The organism is Streptomyces sp. NPDC048566 (assembly GCF_043199735.1).
GTDB lineage: Bacteria > Actinomycetota > Actinomycetes > Streptomycetales > Streptomycetaceae > Streptomyces.
In genome coordinates this window covers 796,507-816,592 of record NZ_JBICWL010000001.1, presented here as the reverse complement: position 1 = coordinate 816,592, position 20,086 = coordinate 796,507, and the positions used below count along the sequence as shown (strand labels likewise).

12 protein-coding genes and 1 pseudogene are annotated in these 20,086 nt (G+C 73.8%); 4 read left to right on the top strand and 9 right to left on the bottom strand.

Features of this window, described 5'->3' with window-relative positions; all coding sequences use genetic code 11:
- Positions 1 to 107: 107 nt before the first annotated feature.
- From ACGFS9_RS03655 to ACGFS9_RS03640, 4 genes are all read right to left on the bottom strand, one after another.
- A complete protein-coding gene (locus ACGFS9_RS03655; RefSeq protein ID WP_393250380.1) occupies positions 108 to 935 on the bottom strand; it encodes a glycoside hydrolase domain-containing protein in 828 nt (275 codons plus the stop codon).
- Positions 936 to 1,230: 295 nt separating this feature from the next.
- Complete coding sequence (locus ACGFS9_RS03650; protein ID WP_393250543.1) at positions 1,231 to 2,712, bottom strand: protein kinase; 1,482 nt, start codon at positions 2,710 to 2,712, stop codon at positions 1,231 to 1,233.
- Positions 2,713 to 2,750: 38 nt separating this feature from the next.
- Entirely contained in the window at positions 2,751 to 3,356 is a 606-nt protein-coding gene (locus ACGFS9_RS03645; protein ID WP_393250378.1) for a hypothetical protein, read from the bottom strand.
- Between the two features lie 336 nt (positions 3,357 to 3,692).
- Positions 3,693 to 5,720 (bottom strand): N-6 DNA methylase, encoded by a 2,028-nt coding sequence (locus tag ACGFS9_RS03640; protein WP_393250376.1) that lies wholly within the window; start codon positions 5,718 to 5,720, stop codon positions 3,693 to 3,695.
- 376 nt (positions 5,721 to 6,096) lie between these two features.
- Between ACGFS9_RS03640 and ACGFS9_RS03635 the strand changes: the two genes are divergently transcribed.
- Positions 6,097 to 6,846 (top strand): hypothetical protein, encoded by a 750-nt coding sequence (locus ACGFS9_RS03635; protein ID WP_393250374.1) that lies wholly within the window; start codon positions 6,097 to 6,099, stop codon positions 6,844 to 6,846.
- A gap of 401 nt (positions 6,847 to 7,247) precedes the next feature.
- Here the strand turns inward: ACGFS9_RS03635 and ACGFS9_RS03630 are convergent, their stop codons facing one another.
- The gene (locus ACGFS9_RS03630) at positions 7,248 to 7,970 is read right to left on the bottom strand and encodes an HNH endonuclease family protein (RefSeq protein ID WP_393250541.1); all 723 of its coding nucleotides are present in this window, start codon (positions 7,968 to 7,970) and stop codon (positions 7,248 to 7,250) included.
- A 167-nt stretch (positions 7,971 to 8,137) separates the two neighbouring features.
- On the opposite strand from ACGFS9_RS03630, the gene ACGFS9_RS03625 reads away from it, so the two are divergent.
- Entirely contained in the window at positions 8,138 to 8,320 is a 183-nt protein-coding gene (locus ACGFS9_RS03625; protein ID WP_393250372.1) for an Rv0909 family putative TA system antitoxin, read from the top strand.
- A 339-nt stretch (positions 8,321 to 8,659) separates the two neighbouring features.
- On the opposite strand, the gene mfd is transcribed toward ACGFS9_RS03625, so the two are convergent.
- The 3 genes from mfd to ACGFS9_RS03610 all read right to left on the bottom strand — a co-directional run bounded on the left by mfd (position 8,660) and on the right by ACGFS9_RS03610 (position 15,996).
- Positions 8,660 to 12,211, bottom strand: a complete 3,552-nt coding sequence (gene mfd, locus ACGFS9_RS03620; protein WP_393250370.1) for a transcription-repair coupling factor — start codon at positions 12,209 to 12,211, stop codon at positions 8,660 to 8,662.
- A 435-nt stretch (positions 12,212 to 12,646) separates the two neighbouring features.
- Complete coding sequence (locus tag ACGFS9_RS03615; RefSeq protein ID WP_393250369.1) at positions 12,647 to 15,211, bottom strand: ABC transporter permease; 2,565 nt, start codon at positions 15,209 to 15,211, stop codon at positions 12,647 to 12,649.
- Positions 15,208 to 15,996 (bottom strand): ABC transporter ATP-binding protein, encoded by a 789-nt coding sequence (locus tag ACGFS9_RS03610; protein WP_393250367.1) that lies wholly within the window; start codon positions 15,994 to 15,996, stop codon positions 15,208 to 15,210. The genes ACGFS9_RS03615 and ACGFS9_RS03610 overlap by 4 nt, the downstream gene beginning before the upstream one ends.
- A gap of 804 nt (positions 15,997 to 16,800) precedes the next feature.
- Here ACGFS9_RS03610 and ACGFS9_RS03605 point away from each other — a divergent pair.
- A pseudogene (locus ACGFS9_RS03605) lies at positions 16,801 to 17,256 on the top strand (DUF485 domain-containing protein); the annotation flags it as partial.
- Positions 17,253 to 18,887: a cation acetate symporter gene (locus tag ACGFS9_RS03600; protein WP_393250365.1), complete on the top strand. Its 1,635-nt coding sequence runs from the start codon at positions 17,253 to 17,255 to the stop codon at positions 18,885 to 18,887. The pseudogene ACGFS9_RS03605 and the gene ACGFS9_RS03600, both read left to right, overlap by 4 nt.
- Positions 18,888 to 18,954: 67 nt before the next feature.
- Here ACGFS9_RS03600 and ACGFS9_RS03595 read toward each other — a convergent pair whose 3' ends face one another.
- On the bottom strand, positions 18,955 to 19,842 hold the full coding sequence (locus ACGFS9_RS03595; protein ID WP_393250363.1) for a cellulose-binding protein: 888 nt from the start codon (positions 19,840 to 19,842) through the stop codon (positions 18,955 to 18,957).
- Positions 19,843 to 20,086: the final 244 nt, after the last annotated feature.

The window sequence follows — 20,086 nt, the reverse complement described above, 5'->3', positions numbered from 1 at the left end:
GCAGTGGCTCGCCTCCCGGCCAGCCATTCGACCAACGATTCACCGCGACTTCGGGGACCGCCGCACCGCGGATCGCGATCGGCCCGTGACGGCGCCGCCCCGGGCGCTCAGCCCGTGATCGCGACCGGCGCGTCCCACGCGTCCCGGTCCACCGTGATCGCGTAGCCGCCGCGGCTCTCCTTGCTGTTGACCATGTACTGGTGCGCACGGCTGTGGTTCGTGAACTGCGTCGCGCCCCACGGCCAGTCGCTCGTCGTGGTGTTCTTCCTGTCCCACAGCGCGTACCAGAGGTTGCCCGGCAGGTCGGTCCTGTCCCCCGCGGTCGCCACGGCCTTGGCGCTGGAGCTGGTGAAGCCGTAGTAGCCGGTGCGGTAGGTCTTGGCGTGCAGGGCCTTGTCGAAGGCGCGCACGTAGGTGAGCACGGCGTCGTTGCACGCCTTGTTCGTGACGTCGTACGGCTCCATGTCGAGGTAGACCGGGCTGCCCGCCTTCATCCCGAGCGCCGCCGCCTTCGCGACGGCGTCCGCGCCGTCGCTCGCGCCGAGCGAGGCGGCCGTCGAGGCGGTCATCTTCTCGGGGCTGCTGCCGGTCTGGCACGACGGCTGGGCGCCGACGTAGAGGGGGATCAGCTTCCAGCCGACCGCGCTGACCGACTTCACCCAGGAGGCGGTCAGGTTGGGCTGGGCGCAGCCGCGGTTCCTGCCGCCGACGTAGACGGCGGCGGCCCCGTAGAAGCCGGTGTGCCAGGCCTTCATCGCGGCGAGCGAGGGCGCGGCGCAGGTGTCGAAGGCGCGGCCGGTGAAGGTGCGCTGCGCGGGCCAGGTGGTCGCGGCCATCGAGTTCTGCGCGGCGATCCCCGCTCCGGCGACGACCGCGGCTCCGGCCGCGGCCCAGGCCGCGTATCTGAACTTCCTGGACTGCCGGTGACTGGACATGTCTCTCCCACCCCATAGTGCGAACTGGTTGTGCCGGATCGGCCGGAACCGCCGGTTCGACCGGGGTTCCGGCCGGGGACGGCGCGGCGGCCGAGCGGCCCGGCGATCGGGCCGCGGCGGTGTGCCGGACGTGCGGGGCGCGCGGCGTGCGGCGCGGCCCGAGGGCGGACGCCCACGCGCGCGGCGCACGGGAGATCGCAACCTATCCGGCACGACCCCTGGTCCGGGCAAGCCCGCATCATGATCATCACAAGTTTCGGCCAAGGCGGCGCAAAACCCGAGGCCCCTCCCCCGGTCAGCCCCGCACCTGACCGAGCCACTGGAGGGTACGGCGGATCTCCCCCGCCATCGGATGCCCCGGTCCCCGCAGCCGGTCCACGTCGTGCAGGAGCCGGGCCAGGGTGTCGTGGGCGGCGGCCCGGTCCCCGAGCGCGAGCAGCAGGTGCCCCATCCTGCGCCGTACTTCGAGGGAGGTCTCCGGGTCGCCCGCGACGTACTGGTTCTCGTAGTACGGCAGCAGCGCGCGGTACTCGGCCAGCGCCGCGGCCGGTTCGCCGAGCTGCTCCAGGCACTGGGCGGCGTCGTAGCGGAAGCGCAGCGACTGCGGGTCGGCCTGGCCGGCCTCGGCGGCGCGTTCGTCGGCGAGGCGGCGCAGTTCGGGCAGTGCGCGCCGGTACTGGCCGTCGTCCATGAGGGTGGCCGCGTACTGCTTGCGCAGTGTGCGCACCACCGGCGAGCGCTCGCCGTGCTCGGCCGCGGCGGCCGGGAGGATCGACCCGAGGATGTCCACGGCCTGCGTGATGCGGCCCTCGCCCAGCAGCCGCTTCACCTCGTCCACCGCGCCGGCCACGTCGGACTTCTCCACCGCGGGCGCGGCCTGCGGCTGGGCCGCCGGGGTCCGCGCGCGGTCCGGCCACGGGGCGTGCGGGCGCAGGAACGGCCGGGTGGGGTCCAGCGGGGCGCCGCCGGGCACGCCCCGGGCCGGCAGCAGCGGGAGGAGCTGCTCGTAGGTCTCCTGCGCGGAGCCCGGCCGGTGCTGCGGGTCCTTGGCCAGCAGGCGCAGCACCAGGTCCTCCAGTGCGGGCGGCACCTCGGGGCGCAGCCGGCGCACCGGCAGAGGCGGCTCGTACAGGTGCCGGTGCAGCACGCCGAGCGCGGTCGAACCGGAGAACGGCACGTCGCCGCTGAGCAGTTCGTGCAGCAGCACCCCGAGCGCGTACAGGTCGGTGTACGGGCCGACCGCGCCGCCCATGGCCTGCTCGGGGGCCATGTACGCGGGGCTGCCGATGGGCGAACCGGTGTGGGTCAGGCGGGTGGTGTCGGTGTCCATGACGGAGGCGACGCCCAGGTCGAGGACGGTGACCGTGCCGTCCTGCTTGACCATCACGTTCCGCGGCTTGAGGTCGCGGTGCACGATCGGCACGGCGTGCACCGCGCTCAGCACGGCGCACAGCTGGGCGGCGACCGCGACGGCCCACTGCCACGGGTAGGGGTCGTGCTCGGCGAGGTGGTCGGAGAGGTCGGCGCCGTCGACGTACTGCATGACGAGGAACAGCTCGTCGCCCGTGGTGCCCGCGTCGTGGACCGTGACCAGCCCCGGGTGGTCGACCTGCGCGGTCACCCGGCACTCGCGCACGAAGCGGCGGCGCAGTTCGTCGGCCTCCTGGCCCGCCACCTTGTCGGGGCGCAGCAGTTTGACGGCGACCCGCCGGTCCAGGCGCCGGTCGTAGGCCGTCCAGACCTGGCCCATGCCGCCCTGGCCGATGAGCGTGGACAGTTCGTAGCGGTCGGCGATCACCCGGCCCGTCGCCACGCTCACCTGCCGTCCCCGTCGCCGGTGCGGCCGTCCCGCTTGCGCAGGTAGTCGCTGAGCTCGTCGAGTTCGGCGCGCACCTGGTCGATGCGCACGGGCGCGGGGCGCTGCGGCGGGGGCGGGACCACGGGCGGCTGCGGCAGGGACGTCCGCCCCTGCGGGACCGGCGTCCCGTACGGCGCGCCCGTGCCGCCCGGCTGCGGGTAGCCGTAGTGCGCGCCGGGGTGCGGGGCGCCGTGCAGGGGGCCGGGGTGGAACGGCGGGGCGGGGCGGCTGTAGTGCCGGATGTCCGCGAACAGGAAGTACCCGGTGCAGGCAACGGCGTTGAGCAGCAGGATCGACATGCCGACGTTGCCGTTCGGGCTGCTGAAGTCGTCGGTGTGGTCCGTGCTGAGGAACGCGAAGCTGATCCCCATGGCCAGCAGCGACCCCAGGAAGATCCACCAGTCCACGGCCCTGCGGGTCACCACGGCGACCCGCAGGGTGGACACCCACGCCAGGAATCCGATGCTCAGGAGCGGCAGCGCTCCGAAGATCACGCGCAGCACGACCAGCAGCCCGGTCGGGGGTCGCTTCGCCGGAGGCGGCGCGTAGCCGTGGCCGTGCATGGAAGCTCCTGGATGCCTGATGGGGACGGACGTACGACGTGGAAGTCCGAGCGTATAGGCCGTGGAGGACAACCGGTCCCGGGTTGTACCGAACCGTTGCGGCGCCGATCAGCCGACATGCCCCCGAACCCACCGGATTGCCGCCGGGGAGGCCCGCGTTCCGCCCGGCCGGAGTCCGCCGCGCGCAACGCGGCCGGCCGGGCGCGGGGCCGGCCGTGCGCGGGAGGGTCAGGCGCGGGACCGGCCGTGCGCGGGACCGGTCGGGCTCGGGACCGGTCGGGCTCGGGACCGGTCGGGCTCGGGACCGGTCAGGGGCGGGAACGACCGAGGGCGGGATCAGTCGGGGGCGACGGTCCCGTCCGTCAGACCGTCGTACATGCCGCGCACGAGCTGCTCACCGAGCCGGCCGGCGCGCCGCAGCGCGTCCTCGAACTCGGCCAGCGCGCGGAAGCGTTGGCCGTACCGGCGCTGTTCCTCCAGGGGCAGTCGCGGCAGGTGCAGCCGCCGCACGTCGAGCCGGGTGGCGGTCGACGCGTAGCTGCTGGCCTGCCGGTGGTTGGCGGTGCCCCGCAGGAACCCCGCGACGAACCACGGGTCGAGCGCGTCCCGGTCGGGGCGCAGCAGCGCCAGGTTCCGTCCGAGCACGGCGCCGGCCGTCGCGGTGTCGACCACGCGCGCGACGGAACCGCCCCCCAGCACGGGGACCACCACGTCGCCCTCCTCCACCAGCACGCTCTCCTCGTCGCCCTCGGGGAGGCCGCCCGAGGGCGCGGTGCCGGCGAGCACGTCGTGATCGGTGAGCACCAGCGCGCGGGCGGGCGCGCTGTTCCCGCCCGTGCGCAGCAGCAGGGCGCCCCCGCGGGCGAGTTCGCCCACCGTGACGAGCGGCCAGCGCGCGGCGGGCGCGTGCCGCGCCTCGGGGGGCGTGAGCCCGGCGGCCAGCCGCAGGGTGTCGCCGAGGTCCGCGCGTACGCCCGCGAGCCGTTCGAAACCGCCCGCCGCGGCGGCCGGCGGCAGATGGCGGGCGGGGGCCAGGTCGACGTCGTCGTCGAGGAGTTCGACGACCGGCACCGCACGGCTGAACCCCGGCTCGTCGGGTCCGCCGCCCTCCCGCTCGAAGGACCGCCAGGCGTCCAGCACCGCGCCGCGCGCCGCGCTCCAGTCGGCGGCGCGCCCCTCGCCGGCCGGGGCCCCGGCGTCGACCAGGAGCACCTCAGGACCCGCGGGCGCCTTCCCGGGCCGCCGCAGCACCCACAGGTGCAGCGGGATGTTGTACGGGGGCGCGGCGCCCGCGGGGAGCGCGACCACCGCCCGCAGGGCTCCGCGGCGCAGCAGGTCGGCGCGGATACGGCGGCCGGAGCGGCGCGAGGCGGCGGCCGGCGGCATCAGGACCACGGCGGTCCCGCCGTCCGCGAGGTGCGCCAGGGCGTGCTGTACCCAGGCCAGCTCGGACTCCGTCCGGGCCGGGAAGCCGTACTCCCAGCGGGCGTCGTAGGCGAGTTCGTCGTGTCCCCAGTTGCGCTCGTTGAACGGCGGGTGGCAGAGCACCACGTCGGCGCGCAGGCCGGGGCGGGCGTCCGCGCGGAGGCTGTCCCCGGCGGCGGTCCGCACGGCGGCCGCGCCCTGGAGTGCGAGCCGCAGGGCGCAGAGGGCGGCGAGTTCGGGCGCGCTGTCCTGTCCGAAGAGTTCCTGCCCGGGGCGGGCGGCCACGGCGCGCAGCAGGGCGCCGGTGCCGCAGGCCGGGTCGAGCGCCGTGCGTGCCGGCCCGGCGAGGTCCGCCATCAGCGCGGCGGGACCGGCGGGAGTGAGCGTGTACTGGCGCGGGTTCGCGTCGAGGTGACGTCCCAGCAGGAACTCGTACGCCTGGCGGGCGCCCACGTCGGCGGCGAGTTCGGCGGCGCCGCGCAGCAGGGGTACGGAGGTGAGCAGGTCGGGGCCCGCGGGCGGGTGCACGGCGCGTTCGCGCGGAGGGCCGAACCGGGGGGTGATCACCTGGTCGAGGGCGGCAGGCAGGGCCGCGGCGAGCCGGGCGTCGGAGCCCGCGGCCAGGTCCAGCCAGTCGGTGGGGCGGTCGTGGATGAGCAGCAGCACGCAGCCGGCGTGCACGAGGGCGGTGACGGGGCCGTCGGGATGGCCGGCGATCTGCTGCCAGACGCGTTCGCGGAGCGGGACCTCGGCGAGTTTGCCCTGCTCGCGCAGCCAGGTCTCGACCTCGGCGAGGGCGAAGGAGGGACTGGTCTCGGTGCCGCCCACCGGCTGGGGGAAGTCGGCGTGGCGGCGGCGCCAGTTGCTGACGGCCGCGCGGCCGACACCGGCGAGCCGGGCGATCCCGGCCGCGGTCACCTCTGTCGCGTTGTGCTGCACCCGCCCGGCTCCCCTCGATCTGGTCGGCGCCGGGTGTGACCCCGGCGGCCCCTCGTTCGTCCCGTTCCGGTGCACGGATGCCCGGGCGCCCCGCCGGTCCGGAGCACCGGTGGGTGACGCCCGTCCGCCGGCGGTCTGCGCGGACGCACGCTCCGGTGCTGCCGGCCGCTCACATGATCCGGCAGGTGACGCCGAGCATACCGGCGGACGCAAGATCCACCCCTTCACAGGCGTGTACATGGGCATACCTGTGAACCGTGTTGACTCGGTTCACAGCGTCTGCTGTTATTGACCCACCGAACGGGCAGTCCACGGGACCGCGCCGATCGTCCCGGCATCGCCGATCCCGCCATCCACACCACGCCAAGGAACTCTCATGCGTCGCACCGCACTCGCCGCTCTCTGTCTCGCCGCCGCGGCCACCGCCGGTCTGACCGGCTGCCTTCCGGGGGAGACCAAGGCGGACAGCAAGCCGCAGGGTCCGTTCGCCGGCCGGTCCGGGGGCGAGATCGCCGACCGGGCCGTGAAGGCCACCACCGGCGCCTCCTCGCTCCGCATGAAGGGCGACGTGCCGGACGACGAGGACGGCGCCACCATCCACATCGACATGGCCCTCGACAGGAAGGGCGACTGCGCCGGCACCCTCGGCATAGGCGACCAGGGCAAGGCCGACCTGATCAAGACCGGCGACACCGTCTACATGAAGTACGACGAGGCGTTCCTGCGCGCCCAGGGCAAGGGCGACTCCAAGGCGGACACGGACGCGGTCGTGAACATGCTGGCCGGCAAGTGGACCAAGATGGCCGCCTCCGGCTCCGACGCCAAGGACATCGCCGGCTTCTGCGACCTCGACTCGGTGCTCGCCGACGCGACGGAGGTGAACTCCGACGCCACGCGGGGCAGGACGACGACGATCGACGGGACCGAGGCGATCGTCCTGCACGAGAAGGAAGGCAAGGACCGCTACACCCTGTACGTCGCCACGAAGGGCAAGCCCTACCTGCTGCGGGTCGACAGCCACTCCGCCAAGGACCCGGGCACGATCACCTTCGGCGACTACGGCAAGCCGGTCCCCGCGACCAAGCCGGCCGGGACCATCCTCGACCTGGACAAGCTGGGCGGCTGACCGGCTCGGACGCGGCGGGCGAGCGGCGGGAGCGCGGTCCCGCCGGCGCTCGGCCGCGGGCACCGGCACCGGCACCGGCACTGCGAACGGGGGCCGGGCCCGTGCCCACCGGCACCCGCGGACGGGCCCGCCGCCCGCACCGCCTCGATCCCACCCCGGTACGCCGCTCCGGGCGCCCGGCCGGCCGGGCGCCGGCGGTCCGCGATCCGAACGGGGGCACGACGGGGGCTGCGCACGGCGGCGGACGGAGCGAACGCCCCGCCGCCGCGCCGGCCGGCGCGGACTTCCCGCGCGCGACGCCCCGCCCGCTGTCCGATCCCCGTTGCCCGTTGCCCGTTGCCCGCGTGAGGGGGCCAGCGGCCCGTTGCCCGCGTGAGGGGGCCAGCGGCCCGGAGCGGTCCTCAGTGCGCGGTGAACCGCTTCGGCGCGGCGGTCGGGTTGCCGCCCGAGGGGAGCTTCTGGTCCGGGCAGCCGGACAGCACCTTCTTCATCGCGGCCTTCTCGGCCCCGGTGACCCACAGGCCGTACTTCTTCTTCACCGCCACCTGGCCCGCGACGTACTCGCAGCGGTAGTCCTTGTTGGGCGGCAGCCAGGTCGCGGTGTCGCCGTCGCCCTTGCTGCGGTTGGCGCTCGCGCCGGAGGCGACGAGGTTGAGCGGGTCGTTGGCCAGCGCTATCCGCTTGCTCGCGTCCCAGTACTTGGCGCCCTTCTGCCAGGCGTCCGAGAGGGCGACCAGATGGTCGATGTCGACCAGGCTGCGCCCGCGGGTGAAGGTGACGTCCTTGCCGCCGTAGGGGTCCGGCGAGAGGACCCCGTGCGACACCTTGCACGAGCCGTCGGTGAACTTCACGTCCTTCAGGTCCCGCTTGAGGATGTCGTCGCGGGTGTCGCAGTGGTTGGAGTCCGTGTCCGCCCAGGCCGTCCCGAAGCGCTCCCTGCTGTAACCGGTCTTCGGGGCACGCCCCTTGACGGTCAGCGAGTCCACGGCCGAGAGCGCGGCCCCGCCGCCTCCGCCGCCCTTGGCGGTCTCCTGCGGGCCCGCGGAGCCCAGGGCGTCCTCCTTGCAGCCACCCGCCCCGAGCACGATCAGCGCCACTGCGGCGGCAGCCGCCCCACCCCTCATACGCACGACAACGCCCTCCCCTTCGCTCCCCGGATCCGCCCCGCCCGGGCATGCTTCCCCTCTGCCCACGGTATCCGGCGCTACTCCCGCCTCCCGCCCCACCCGACGGGCATGGGGGACATACCGGGCGTATCGTCGTGGTGAGTCAGCCCCGGAAGGAGCTCTGGATGGGCATCTTCGACAGGTTCAAGAGCAACCGAGCGGTGCAGGACAAAGCGAAGGACATGTCCGACGCCGCCGAGAAGCAGGTCAACAAGAAGACCGGCGACAAGTACACGGACAGGGTCGACGACGCGCAGCACAAGGCCGAGGGCGCGATGGGGATCGACCGCGACCGCGACCGCCCCTGACCGGCCGGGCGGCCCGAGCGCGGCGGTGACGCGGGCGGCGCCCGGTCAGGGACCGCGCTCCTGCCGACGACGCGTGCGCAATACCGCCGCCCGGGTGGGCGGGGCCGCGTCCGCCTTCGCTGCCGTAGGCGGACCGCCCCCGGCCGCCCGGAACGCGACCGGTCCCGACCCGAAGACGTCCGGCCCCACCACGGTCCCTGCGACCGGGTGGGGCCGGACGTCTGCGCGGGACGTCCGCGCGGACGACCGATAGCGGGCGCGACGGCCCCGTCCGCGAGGCCGGAGGGACGGGACCGTTACACGGGACCGGCGCACGGGACCCGCGGGCCGCCGGCGGGCCTACGACCCGAGGATCGTGGTGAGGAACTCGCCGGTCCAGCCGAGGAGTTCCCGGCCGACCAGCGGCTTGCCGCCGACCCGCGCCGTCTTCGGACGGGGCACCAGGAGCTGGTGGGACGACGGCTTGATGACCGTCCCCGGGTGCAGGCGCTTCAGGCGCAGCTCCTGCGACTCCCTCAACTCCACGGGCGCGAAACGGATGTTGGTGCCCTGGAGGACGATCTCGCCCACCTCGCAGGCCCGCGCCAGCATCCGCAGCCCCGCCACCAGGAGCAGGTTCTCGACCGGCTCGGGCAACTTCCCGTAGCGGTCGACGAGTTCCTCGCGGACGGCCTTGATGTCCTCCTCGGTGTTCGCGGAGGCGATGGCCCGGTACGCCTGGAGGCGCAGCCGCTCGCCCGGGGCGTAGTCGTGCGGGACGTGCGCGTCGACCGGCAGCTCGATCTTCACCTCCAGCGGCGGCTCCTCCTCGACCCCGCCTTCCAGCGCGGCCCGGTAGTCCGCGACGGCCTCGCCGACCATCCGGACGTACAGGTCGAAGCCCACCCCCGCGATGTGGCCCGACTGCTCGCCGCCGAGCAGGTTGCCCGCGCCGCGGATCTCCAGGTCCTTCATCGCCACGTACATGCCCGCGCCCATCTCGGTGTGCTGGGCGATCGTCGCGAGCCGCTCGTGCGCGGTCTCGGTCAGCGGCTTCTCCGGCGGGTACAGGAAGTAGGCGTAGCCGCGCTCGCGGCCCCGGCCCACCCGGCCGCGCAGCTGGTGCAGCTGCGAGAGGCCGAAGTTGTCGCCGCGCTCCACGATCAGCGTGTTCGCGTTCGAGATGTCGATGCCCGACTCGACGATGGTGGTGGAGACGAGCACGTCGAACTTCTTCTCCCAGAAGTCGACCACGACCTGCTCCAGGGCCTGCTCGGACATCTGGCCGTGGGCCGTCGCGATGCGCGCCTCGGGCACGATCTCGCGCAGCCGGGCCGCCGCCCGGTCGATGGACTCGACGCGGTTGTGGATGTAGAAGACCTGTCCCTCGCGCAGCAGTTCACGCCGGATGGCCGCGCCGATCTGCTTCTGCTCGTAGGGGCCGACGAAGGTCAGCACGGGGTGCCGCTCCTCCGGCGGGGTGGTGATGGTCGACATCTCGCGGATGCCGGTGACCGCCATCTCCAGGGTGCGCGGGATCGGGGTCGCGGACATCGTCAGCACGTCCACGTTGGCGCGGAGCTTCTTCAGCTGCTCCTTGTGCTCGACGCCGAAGCGCTGCTCCTCGTCGACGATGACCAGGCCGAGGTCCTTGAACTTCGTCTCCGAGGAGAACAGCCGGTGGGTGCCGATGACGACGTCCACCGAGCCCTCGCGCAGCCCTTCGAGGACCGCCTTCGCCTCGGTGTCGGTCTGGAAGCGGGACAGGGCCCGGACGGTGACCGGGAACTGCGAGTACCGCTCGGAGAAGGTGCCGAAGTGCTGCTGCACCAGCAGGGTCGTGGGCACCAGGACCGCCACCTGCTTGCCGTCCTGGACCGCCTTGAACGCGGCGCGCACCGCGATCTCCGTCTTGCCGTAGCCGACGTCGCCGCAGATCAGGCGGTCCATCGGGACCGTCTTCTCCATGTCGTCCTTGACCTCGGCGATCGTGGTGAGCTGGTCGGGGGTCTCCGCGTAGGGGAAGGCGTCCTCCAGCTCGCGCTGCCAGGGGGTGTCGCCGCCGAAGGCGTGTCCGGGGGCGGCCATGCGCGCCGAGTACAGCTTGATCAGGTCGGCGGCGATCTCCTTGACGGCCTTCTTGGCGCGCGCCTTGGTCTTGGTCCAGTCGGCGCCGCCGAGGCGGTGCAGGGTCGGGGCCTCGCCGCCGACGTACTTGGTGATCTGCTCCAGCTGGTCGGTGGGGATGTAGAGGCGGTCGCCGGGCTGGCCGCGCTTGGCGGGGGCGTACTCCACCACCAGGTACTCGCGGGTGGCTCCCTGGACGGTGCGCTGCACCATCTCGATGTAGCGGCCGACACCGTGCTGTTCGTGGACGATGTAGTCGCCGGACTCCAGGGTCAGCGGGTCGATGGTCTTGCGGCGGCGGGCGGGCATGCGGGCGCCGTCCTTGCCGGCCGCCTTCTGCCCGGACAGGTCGGTCTCGGTCAGGACGGCGAGGCGCAGCGCGGGGTCGACGAAGCCGTAGTCGATGGAGCCGCACGCCACGTGCACCACGGACGGGCCGATCCCGGCGAGATCGGTGTCCAGGCGGGCGGCGATGCCCTCGCCGCCGAGCACCTCGACGGTGCGGGCGGCCGGGCCCTGCGCCTCGGTGACGTAGACGGTCCGCCAGCCCTCGGCCAGCCAGCCCTTGGTGTCGGCGAGGGCGCGTGCGGTGTCCCCGCGGTAGGTCTCGGGGGCGTGCATGCCCAGCTTGAGGGTGTCCGCCGCCGCGCCCGGGGCGAAGTCGGAGAGGTCCGCGTCGGCGGCGAACGGCGAGACCGACCACCACATCATGTCCAGCTCGCGCGCCCGCTCCCGGACGTCGGCGATGGACCACAGGGAGGCGGCGCCGACGTCGATGGGGGCCTCGCCGCCGCCCGCGGTCGCCGCCCAGGACGCCTGGAGGAACTCCTGCGAGGTCGCGACGAGGTCCGCGGCGCGGGTGCGCACCCGCTCGGGGTCGCAGACGACGGCCATCGAGCCCTCGGGCAGCACGTCGAGCAGCAGTTCCATGTCGTCGACGAGGACGGGTGCGAGGGACTCCATGCCCTCCACGGCGATGCCCTCGGCGATCTTGCCGAGGAGTTCGCCCAGTTCCGGGTGGGCCTCGGCGAGCTCCGCCGCCCGCCGCCGCACGTCGTCGGTGAGCAGCAGCTCCCGGCAGGGCGGCGCCCACAGGCCGTGCTCGGCGACCTCCAGGGACCGCTGGTCGGCGATCTTGAAGTAGCGGATCTCCTCGATGTCGTCGCCCCAGAACTCCACCCGAAGGGGGTGCTCCTCGGTGGGCGGGAAGACGTCGAGGATGCCGCCCCGGACGGCGAACTCACCGCGCTTCTCGACGAGTTCGACTCGGGAGTAGGCGGCTGCCGCGAGCGCCTCGACCGTCCCTCCGAGGTCGGCGCTGCCGCCGGTGCGCAGGACGACGGGCTCCAGGTCGCCGAGGCCGCGCACCTGCGGCTGGAGCACGGAGCGGACGGGGGCGACGACGACGGACACCGGGCCGGTCTCCGGGTCGTCGGGGCGGGGGTGGGCGAGCCGGCGCAGCACGGCCAGCCGCCGGCCGACGGTGTCCGAGCGCGGCGAGAGCCGCTCGTGCGGCAGCGTCTCCCACGAGGGGTAGTCGACGACGCCCTCCGGCGGCAGCAGCGAGCGCAGCGCGGCGGCCAGGTCCTCCGCCTCGCGCCCGGTCGCGGTCACGGCGAGGACGGTGCGGCCGGTCTCCCGGGCCAGCGCGGCGATCGCGAAGGGACGCGCGGCGGGCGGGCCGACCAGGTCGACGTGCGTCCGGTTGCCGTCGCCGGCGGCCTTCACCGCCTCCGTGAGGGCGGCGTCCTTGACGACGGCGTCGAGCAGACCGTGCAGGCTCATGAAGGTCTTCCATCCCGGGGTGTGGGCAACGCGCAAGGCCCGACACGTGGGACGGGCCGGGGTCCTCCAGCGTACGACTCCGCGCCGACTCGCGCGTGGCCGTTCCCCCGCGGCACCGGTCACCCGGTCCGCGGCGGCCGGCGCCGGACCGCGGCGCCGGGCCTCCTCCTCCGGGCGCGCGCCCTGCCCGCTGACCTGCGGCGGAGCGGGCCGAGGCGGGAAGGGGCCGGCAGCGGCGGGCGGGCCGGCGGGGGCCGTGGGGCGCGCTGCCGCGGGGGGCGGGAGGCGGGCCGGGGGCGGAGCGGGTCGGGACGGGCGGCGGGTCCGGCGCGGGGAGCGGTGCCGCTCCCCGCGCCGGACCCGTCCGCCGCACGCCTCCGGTCCGCCGCGACCCCCGTGCGCGGTGGTCCGGTGCGGCCGCCACCGGCGGCTCGGCTACTCGGTGGCGATGGCGTTCAGGACGTTCATCCGGCCCGCCCGGAACGCCGGGATCAGGGCGGCGAACAGGCCCACGAAGGCCGAGCCGACGAAGACCGCGATGATCGTCGGCCACGGGATGTCCAGCACCTTCAGGCCCTCCAGGGCGAGGAGCTTCTGGGCGGTGGCGCCCCAGCTCATGCCCAGCCCGAGCCCGAGGAGCGCGCCGAAGAGGGCGATGACGACCGACTCCAGGCGGATCATGCGGCGCAGCTGGCGGCGGGAGAGGCCGATGGCGCGCATCAGGCCGATCTCGCGGGTCCGCTCGACCACCGACAGCGCGAGCGTGTTGACCACGCCGAGGATCGCCACCACGATCGCGAGACCCAGCAGGCCGTAGACCATGTTCAGCAGCTGGCCGACCTGGTCCTTCAGCTCCTGCTTGTAGTCGGTCTGGTCGCGCACCTGGTACTGCGGGTAGGGCTCCATGGCCTTCTTCAGGGCCGCGTACGCCTGCTTCTCCCGGCCGTCCTCGGCCTTGGCGAACATGATCTCGTTCGGCGGGACCTTGCTCGCCGGCACGTACTTCCTCATGGTCTCGATGCTGGTGTAGCGGGCGCCCTTGTCGATGGCGACGTCGTCGTCCGTGATGGCGGCGACCTTGAGCTTCGCCGTCGAGCCGCCCTTGAAGGCGACGGTCAGGGTGTCCCCGACCGTGACGTGGTGCTTCTCGGCGTAGTCCGAGCCGACCGACATGGCGTTCGTGCCGTACGCCGCCGACAGCTCACCGGCGGTCGTCTCGCGCCGCAGGTCCTCCGCGTACGAGGGGTCCGCCGCGGTGATGTCGTACTTCTCGGCCTTGCCGTCCGGCGAGGTCATCGTGGTCGCGAGGTCCTTGTAGCGGGTGACGTGGTCGAGGCCCGGGGTGTCCTGCATGGCCTTCTCGGCCTGCGGGACGATCCGCTGCTGGCCCTGGACGATGAAGTCCGCGCCGACCGACTTGTCGAGCTCCTCGGTGGCCGAGGCCACCATGGACGAGCCGACGACCGACAGGCAGGCGACCAGGGCGAGGCCGATCATCAGGGCCGCGCCGGTGGCACCGGTGCGGCGCGGGTTGCGCAGCGCGTTGCGTTCGGCGAGCCGACCGACCGGGCCGAACATCCGGAGCAGGACCGCGCTGAGCACCCGGACCACACCGCCGGCCAGCAGCGGGCCGACGATCACGAAGCCGAGCAGGGTGAGGACGACTCCCGCGCCGAGCACCAGCGAGCCGTCGCTCGCCTTGTCGGCGGTGGCCGCGAGGTACAGGGCGAACGCTCCGGCTCCGGTCAGCACCAGGCCGATCAGCCCGCGGACGAGTCCGGCCCTGCCGTCGGCCGGGGTGCCGGCGTCGCGCAGCGCGGCCATGGGTGAGATCTTCCCGGCGCGCCGGGCCGGGAGGTAGGCGGCCAGGACGGTGACGACGACGCCGAGGACGAGTCCGATGACCGGGGTGGCCGCCTTGACGGTCAGGTCGCGGGTGGAGAGGTCCATGCCCAGGGAGGACATGAGCTTCATCAGGCCGACCGCGAGGCCGACGCCGGCGGCGACGCCGAGGACGGAGCCGATGACGCCGAGCAGCAGGGCCTCGATCAGCACCGAGCGGTTGACCTGCTTGCGGGAGGAGCCGATGGCGCGCATCAGGCCGATCTCGCGGGTGCGCTGGGCGACCAGCATCGAGAAGGTGTTGATGATCAGGAAGATGCCGACCAGGAACGCGATCCCGGCGAAGCCGAGCATGGCGTACTTGATGACGTCCATGAACGCGCCGACGCCCTCGCGGTTCTCGTCGGCGTTCTCCTTCTGCGTCTGGATCTTGTAGGACCCGTCGAGCGCGGTGGAGACGTTCCGCTTGAGGAGCGTGTCGGAGACGCCGTCTGCGGCGGTGACGTTGAGCTGGGTGAACCGGTCGGTGGCGCCGAGGAGTTCCCGCTGGGCGGTCGCGGTGTCGAAGTAGACGACGGCGGCACCCGGGTTGGTGACCTTGAAGGTGGCGATGCCGACGATGCGGGCCGTGAAGTCGCCGGTGACGGCGATGGTGCGCAGTTCGTCGCCCATCGTCAGGTGGTGCTTGTCGGCGGTGTCGGCGTCGACCATCACCTCGGTCGGGCCGCGCGGGGCGCGGCCGGAGGTGATCTCCATGGACCGCAGCTCGTTGTGCGTCCAGTTGCCCGCGATCGTCGGGGCGCCGGTCGTGGAGCCCATGTTCTTGTTGTCGCTGTTCACGACGGTCACGTTCATCGAACTGACCGCGCCCTCGGCGGACTTGACGCCGTCCGCCCGCCGCGCCTCGGCGAGGGCGGCGGCCGGGACCGACGCGGGCCGGCCGTTCTGCGGGGTGTCGTCGATCTTCGCGGTCTTCGGCAGCACCGTCACGTCGGGCGAGCTGACCGCGAAGAGCTTGTCGAACGTCGTGTTCATGGTGTCGGTGAACACCAGCGTGCCGCAGACGAAGGCCACCGACAGCAGGACCGCCACGGCGGACAGCGCCATGCGTCCCTTGTGCGCGAAGAAGTTGCGCATCGAGGTCTTGAGAACGGTCATGACGTCCGCCCGCGGGAGTCGAAGTCCTTCATGCGGTCCAGGACCTGATCGGCCGTCGGCTGGCGCATCTCGTCGACGATCCGGCCGTCCGCGAGGTACAGCACGCGGTCCGCGTAGGAGGCGGCCACCGGGTCGTGCGTGACCATGACGATGGTCTGGCCGAGGTCGTCCACCGAGCGGCGCAGGAAGCCCAGCACCTCGGAGCCGGCGCGGGAGTCGAGGTTGCCGGTCGGCTCGTCGCCGAAGATGATCTCGGGGCGGGCGGCCAGCGCCCGGGCCACGGCCACGCGCTGCTGCTGGCCGCCGGAGAGCTGGTTCGGGCGGTGCTTGAGCCGGCCGGCCAGTCCGACGGTCTCCACGACCTGGTCGAGCCAGGCCCGGTCGGGCCGGCGGCCCGCGATGTCCATGGGGAGCGTGATGTTCTCCAGGGCGTTCAGCGTCGGCAGCAGGTTGAACGCCTGGAAGATGAAGCCGATCCGGTCCCGGCGCAGCTGCGTCAGCTTCTTGTCCTTGAGGCCGGTGATCTCGGTCTCGTCGAGGAAGATCCGGCCGGAGGTGACGGTGTCGAGGCCGGCCAGGCAGTGCATCAGCGTGGACTTGCCGGACCCCGAGGGGCCCATGATCGCGGTGAAGTGCCCGCGCTCGATGTCCACGTCGACCTGGTCGAGGGCGACCACCCGGGTCTCCCCCGTTCCGTACGCCTTGACGACCTGCCGAGCTCGCGCGGCGACGGCCGTACGCCCTCCAGTGCCCCCGTGCCTGGGAATGGTCACAGCCGATGTCACGGTATGTCTCCTTTGTCGGACGGCAGGGTGAACTGCCGGACTGCGAAGGTCTCTCACGGTCGGGACGGGCGGCGGCTTCCCGCACCCTCTCGGTGCGGTGCGCCGCCCGTGTCCCGTCAGTCTGGTGCCGCCGGAGGCCGGGCGCGCTGGTGCACGACCCCGTCTTCCGCTGGGGAAAACCCCACCCCCCGAGGTACGGCCCGTACGAGCCGGCCCGCCCCGCGACGGCGTAAAGCCAGGTTAAGGAAGCGCCCGGCCCTCTCTCGTCCTCCGCCGGGACGAACACCCCCCGACCCCTGGTACGGAGATCCCCCTAGGGGTCCTCCACCCCCCGGTGGACACCTCCTCGGGGTCGCGTCCACCCGTCGGCCCACCCGGCCCTCCACCCGCGCCGCGCGAGCGGGGGCCCGCCGCCGCGCACGCCGCTCCCTCACACCACGTCCGGTGAAACCCCGCGGGAACTCCGGCGGAACTCCACAGGTGAACGCGGGTAACACCCCAGGTCACGGAAGTAAGCGCATACCGACCGACCAGTTCGGTGAAACACCTACGCACGGGGGCTACTTGCGAGTAGCGTGCGCTGCTCACCCCCCAGCTCCCTGCGGTCCCGCACCGGACCCGAGCCACGCAAGGAGAACCGGGATGCCCGACGCGTTCTCGTCCCCCCAGCACCCGCAGCACCCCCAGCACCCGCCGTCACACCGGACCCACCCGCACCAGCAGCACGGCCCGCAGCAGCCGGCAGCCCCCGCGTTCCCGGCGTTCCCGCCACGCCGGCCGGACCGGCCGTCCTGGGACGACCCCGCGTACGGGCCGAACCCGCCGGGCCCGCAGGCGCCCCCGTACCCGGGCGGCCCCGGCCACCGGCCGGACCCGCCGCACCTCACCTACCCCTGGCAGCCCCGGCCGGAGCCGCCCGAGCCGGTGCGCCGGCGCCCGCCGCTCCGCCGCTCGCCCGGACAGCACAGCGACATCCGCGTCCTGCGCGGCGCCTACCGCCGGCAGCGCCGGGTCGCGACCCTCACCGCGCTCGGCTACTTCACCCTCTTCCTGCTCCTGTCGGCGTTCGCCCCGTCGCTCATGACGAGCACCGTCTCCGGCGGGCTGTCGACCGGACTGCTGCTCGGCCTGCTCCAACTCCCCGTGACCTGCCTGGCGATCGGGCTGTACGAGCGCACCGCGCGCCGGAGCGTCGACCCGATCGCCGACCGCATCCGCCGGCAGGCCGAAGTGGACGCGAAGCGGGAGGCGGCGCGATGACCGGGTTCAGCAGTTCCGCGCAGGCGATGTCGCTGGTGGCGTTCACCGCGGTGGCCACCGTCACCCTGCTGCTGTGCGTGATGACCGGCCCGGACCGCGACGACCTCGACGAGTTCTACACCGGGTACGGCTCCCTCTCCCCGATGCGCAACGGCCTCGCCATCGCCGGCGACTACATCTCCGCCGCGACCGTGCTCGGCACCGGCGGTGTCATCGCCCTGGCCGGATACGACGGCGTCGTGCTCGCCCTGAGCACCGCCTTGTCGCTGATGCTGCTGATGTTCCTGCTCGCCGAACCGCTGCGCAACGCGGGCCGGTTCACCATGGGCGACGCGCTGACCCGCCGCGCCCCCGGCCGCGCCGTCCGCAACACCGCCTGCGCGGTGACCATCGTGGCGCTGCTGCCCCTGATGCTCGTCCAGCTCGCCGGCGCCGGGGACCTGCTGGCCTTCGTCCTCGGCTTCTCCGGCGACTCCCTCAAGACGGGCTGCATCATCGGCCTCGGCGCGCTGATGATCAGCTACGCGGCGATCGGCGGCATGAAGGGCACCGCCCTCATCCAGATCCTGAAGATCGTGATGCTGCTCGGCTCCGGCGCCGTCGTCGCCGCGCTGGTCCTGAACCGCTTCGACTGGGACCCGGGCGCGCTCCTCGACAGCGCCGCCGCCGACAGCGGGGCCGGCGCCGCCTACCTGCACTCCGGGCTCCAGTTCGCGGGCGGCGCCAGCCCCCGCCTGGACATGGTCACCTCGGAGCTGACCGTCGTCCTCGGCGGCGCCTGCCTCCCGCACGTCACCATGCGCATGTACACGGCGCGAAGCGCCCGGCAGGTGCGCCGCTCGCTGTCCTGGGCGGTCTCCTGCGCGGCGCTGTTCGTCCTGATCATCAGCGTGATCGGCTTCGGGGCGACGGCCCTGGTCGGCCGGGACGCCGTCGCCGCGGGCGACCCCCAGGGCAACACGGCCTATCTGCTGGGCTCCCGGGCGGCCCTCGGCACGGGCGTCTCCACCGCCGAGACCCTGCTGTTCACCACCGTCACGACCGCGATCTTCCTGACCCTGCTCGCCTCCGTCGCCGGAATGATCCTCGCCTGCGCCAACTCCCTGGCCCACGACGTGTTCGCGCACAGCCGGCTGATCCGGGGCCGCCGCCGCGGCGACACGCTCTCCCCCCGCCACGAGATGCTCCTCGCCCGCCTCTCGGCCCTGGCGGTGGGCGGGCCGGCCGTCCTGCTCGCCACCCTCACCCAGCACCGCAGCCTGCAACCCCTGGTCACCCTGTCGTTCTGCCTGGGCGCCTCGGCGATCGCGCCGGCGCTGGTCTACAGCCTCTTCTGGCGCCGGTACACCCGGGCCGGGCTGCTCGCCACACTGATCGGCGGCACCCTCACGGTCCTGGTCCTGATGCCCGGCACCAACCTGGTCTCCGGCTCCCCGGCCGCCGCCTTCCCGGACGTCGACGTCAACTGGTTCCCGTTCACCACCACCGGCATCGTCTCGATCCCGCTCGGCTTCGCCTACGGCTGGCTCGGCACGGTGGTCTCGGGCCGCCGCAAGGCGGACGAGCAGCGCCGGCAGTACGAGGCGGTGGAGGGCTGGATCCTGGCCGGGGCGGTGCGCCGGGGACGGTGAGGGGGCCGCCCGGGCGGCCCGCACCGGTACCGCCGGCAAGGGACGGCCCGGCGGCGGTGCGGACGGCTCACTCGGCGGGGGCGCGTCCGGTCAGGGACACCAGGCTGCTGCGCACGTGGTCCATGTGGGCCCGCACGTCGTCCCAGCGCTCCCCGTGCTCCCGCAGCACCCGCTCGGTCTCCCGGGCGATACGGTCCTGAAGCACGCGGGCCTCGGCGAGCATCTCGGCCGCCCGCTCCTCCGCCTCCCGCTGCCGGCGCCGGTCCGACTCCCGCGCCTCGGCCAGCGCCCCCGCGGCCTCGGCGAGCGCGGCCTCGGCGCGGGCCATCCGGTCGGCGTGATCGGCCTCGAACGCGGCCTCCCGCTCCGCGGCGGCGCGTTCGGCCTCCGCCCGGCGCGCCCGGTGCTCCTCCGCCTGCTCGCCGAGGAGCGCCTTCGTACGCTGCCGCACCTCCCGCAGAACGGCCAGCGCCTCGCCCCGGCTCGCCTTGACCTCACGGCGCGCGGAGATCCGCACGTCGTCCGCCTCGGCCCGGGCCGCGAGCAGCCGCCGTCCCGCGCTCTCCTCGGCCTCGCCCCGCACCGCGTCGGCGTACTCCCGCGCCGCCTCCCGTGCCGCGCGGCCCGCCGCCTCGGTCCGCTCGACCACCGTCCGGGCGTCCCGCCGCGCCGCCTCGCGCAGTTCCCCGGCCTCCTCCTCGCCGAGCCGGAAGATCCGCCGGGCCCGCTCGCCGAGGTCGTCGTAGGTCTGCGGCGCGAGCGCGGCCACCGTCGCGTGCAGCCGCTCGGCCTCGGCCTCCATCCCCTTGGCCAGCACGGTGAGCCGGGCCGCCCGCTCCCAGGCGGCGTCGCGGTCCCGGGAGAGCGCCGCGGCGCACGCGTCGACCTGCCCGGGACGGTAACCGCGTCCGCGTACGGCCACGAAGCCGTGCGGCGACACCGCTGTGCTGCTCATCCTCTGACCCCTCTCCGCCGATCCACACAAAATGACGATTTGGCGCACATCTTGATGGATGACCGGGAAAGGTTCATAACGCGACACTCCGCCCACAGGTTTCGCGCGGAACGGGTTGTTCACCCCTCGCCCGCGGTCGGAGCCCGCGACGAGGCGGCGCGACGGGAGGCGAACAAGCCACCCGGCGGTTCGCAGGGACATCTCCCCGGGGGCGCGCGGCACCACGTCCCCGCCCCCGTCACCG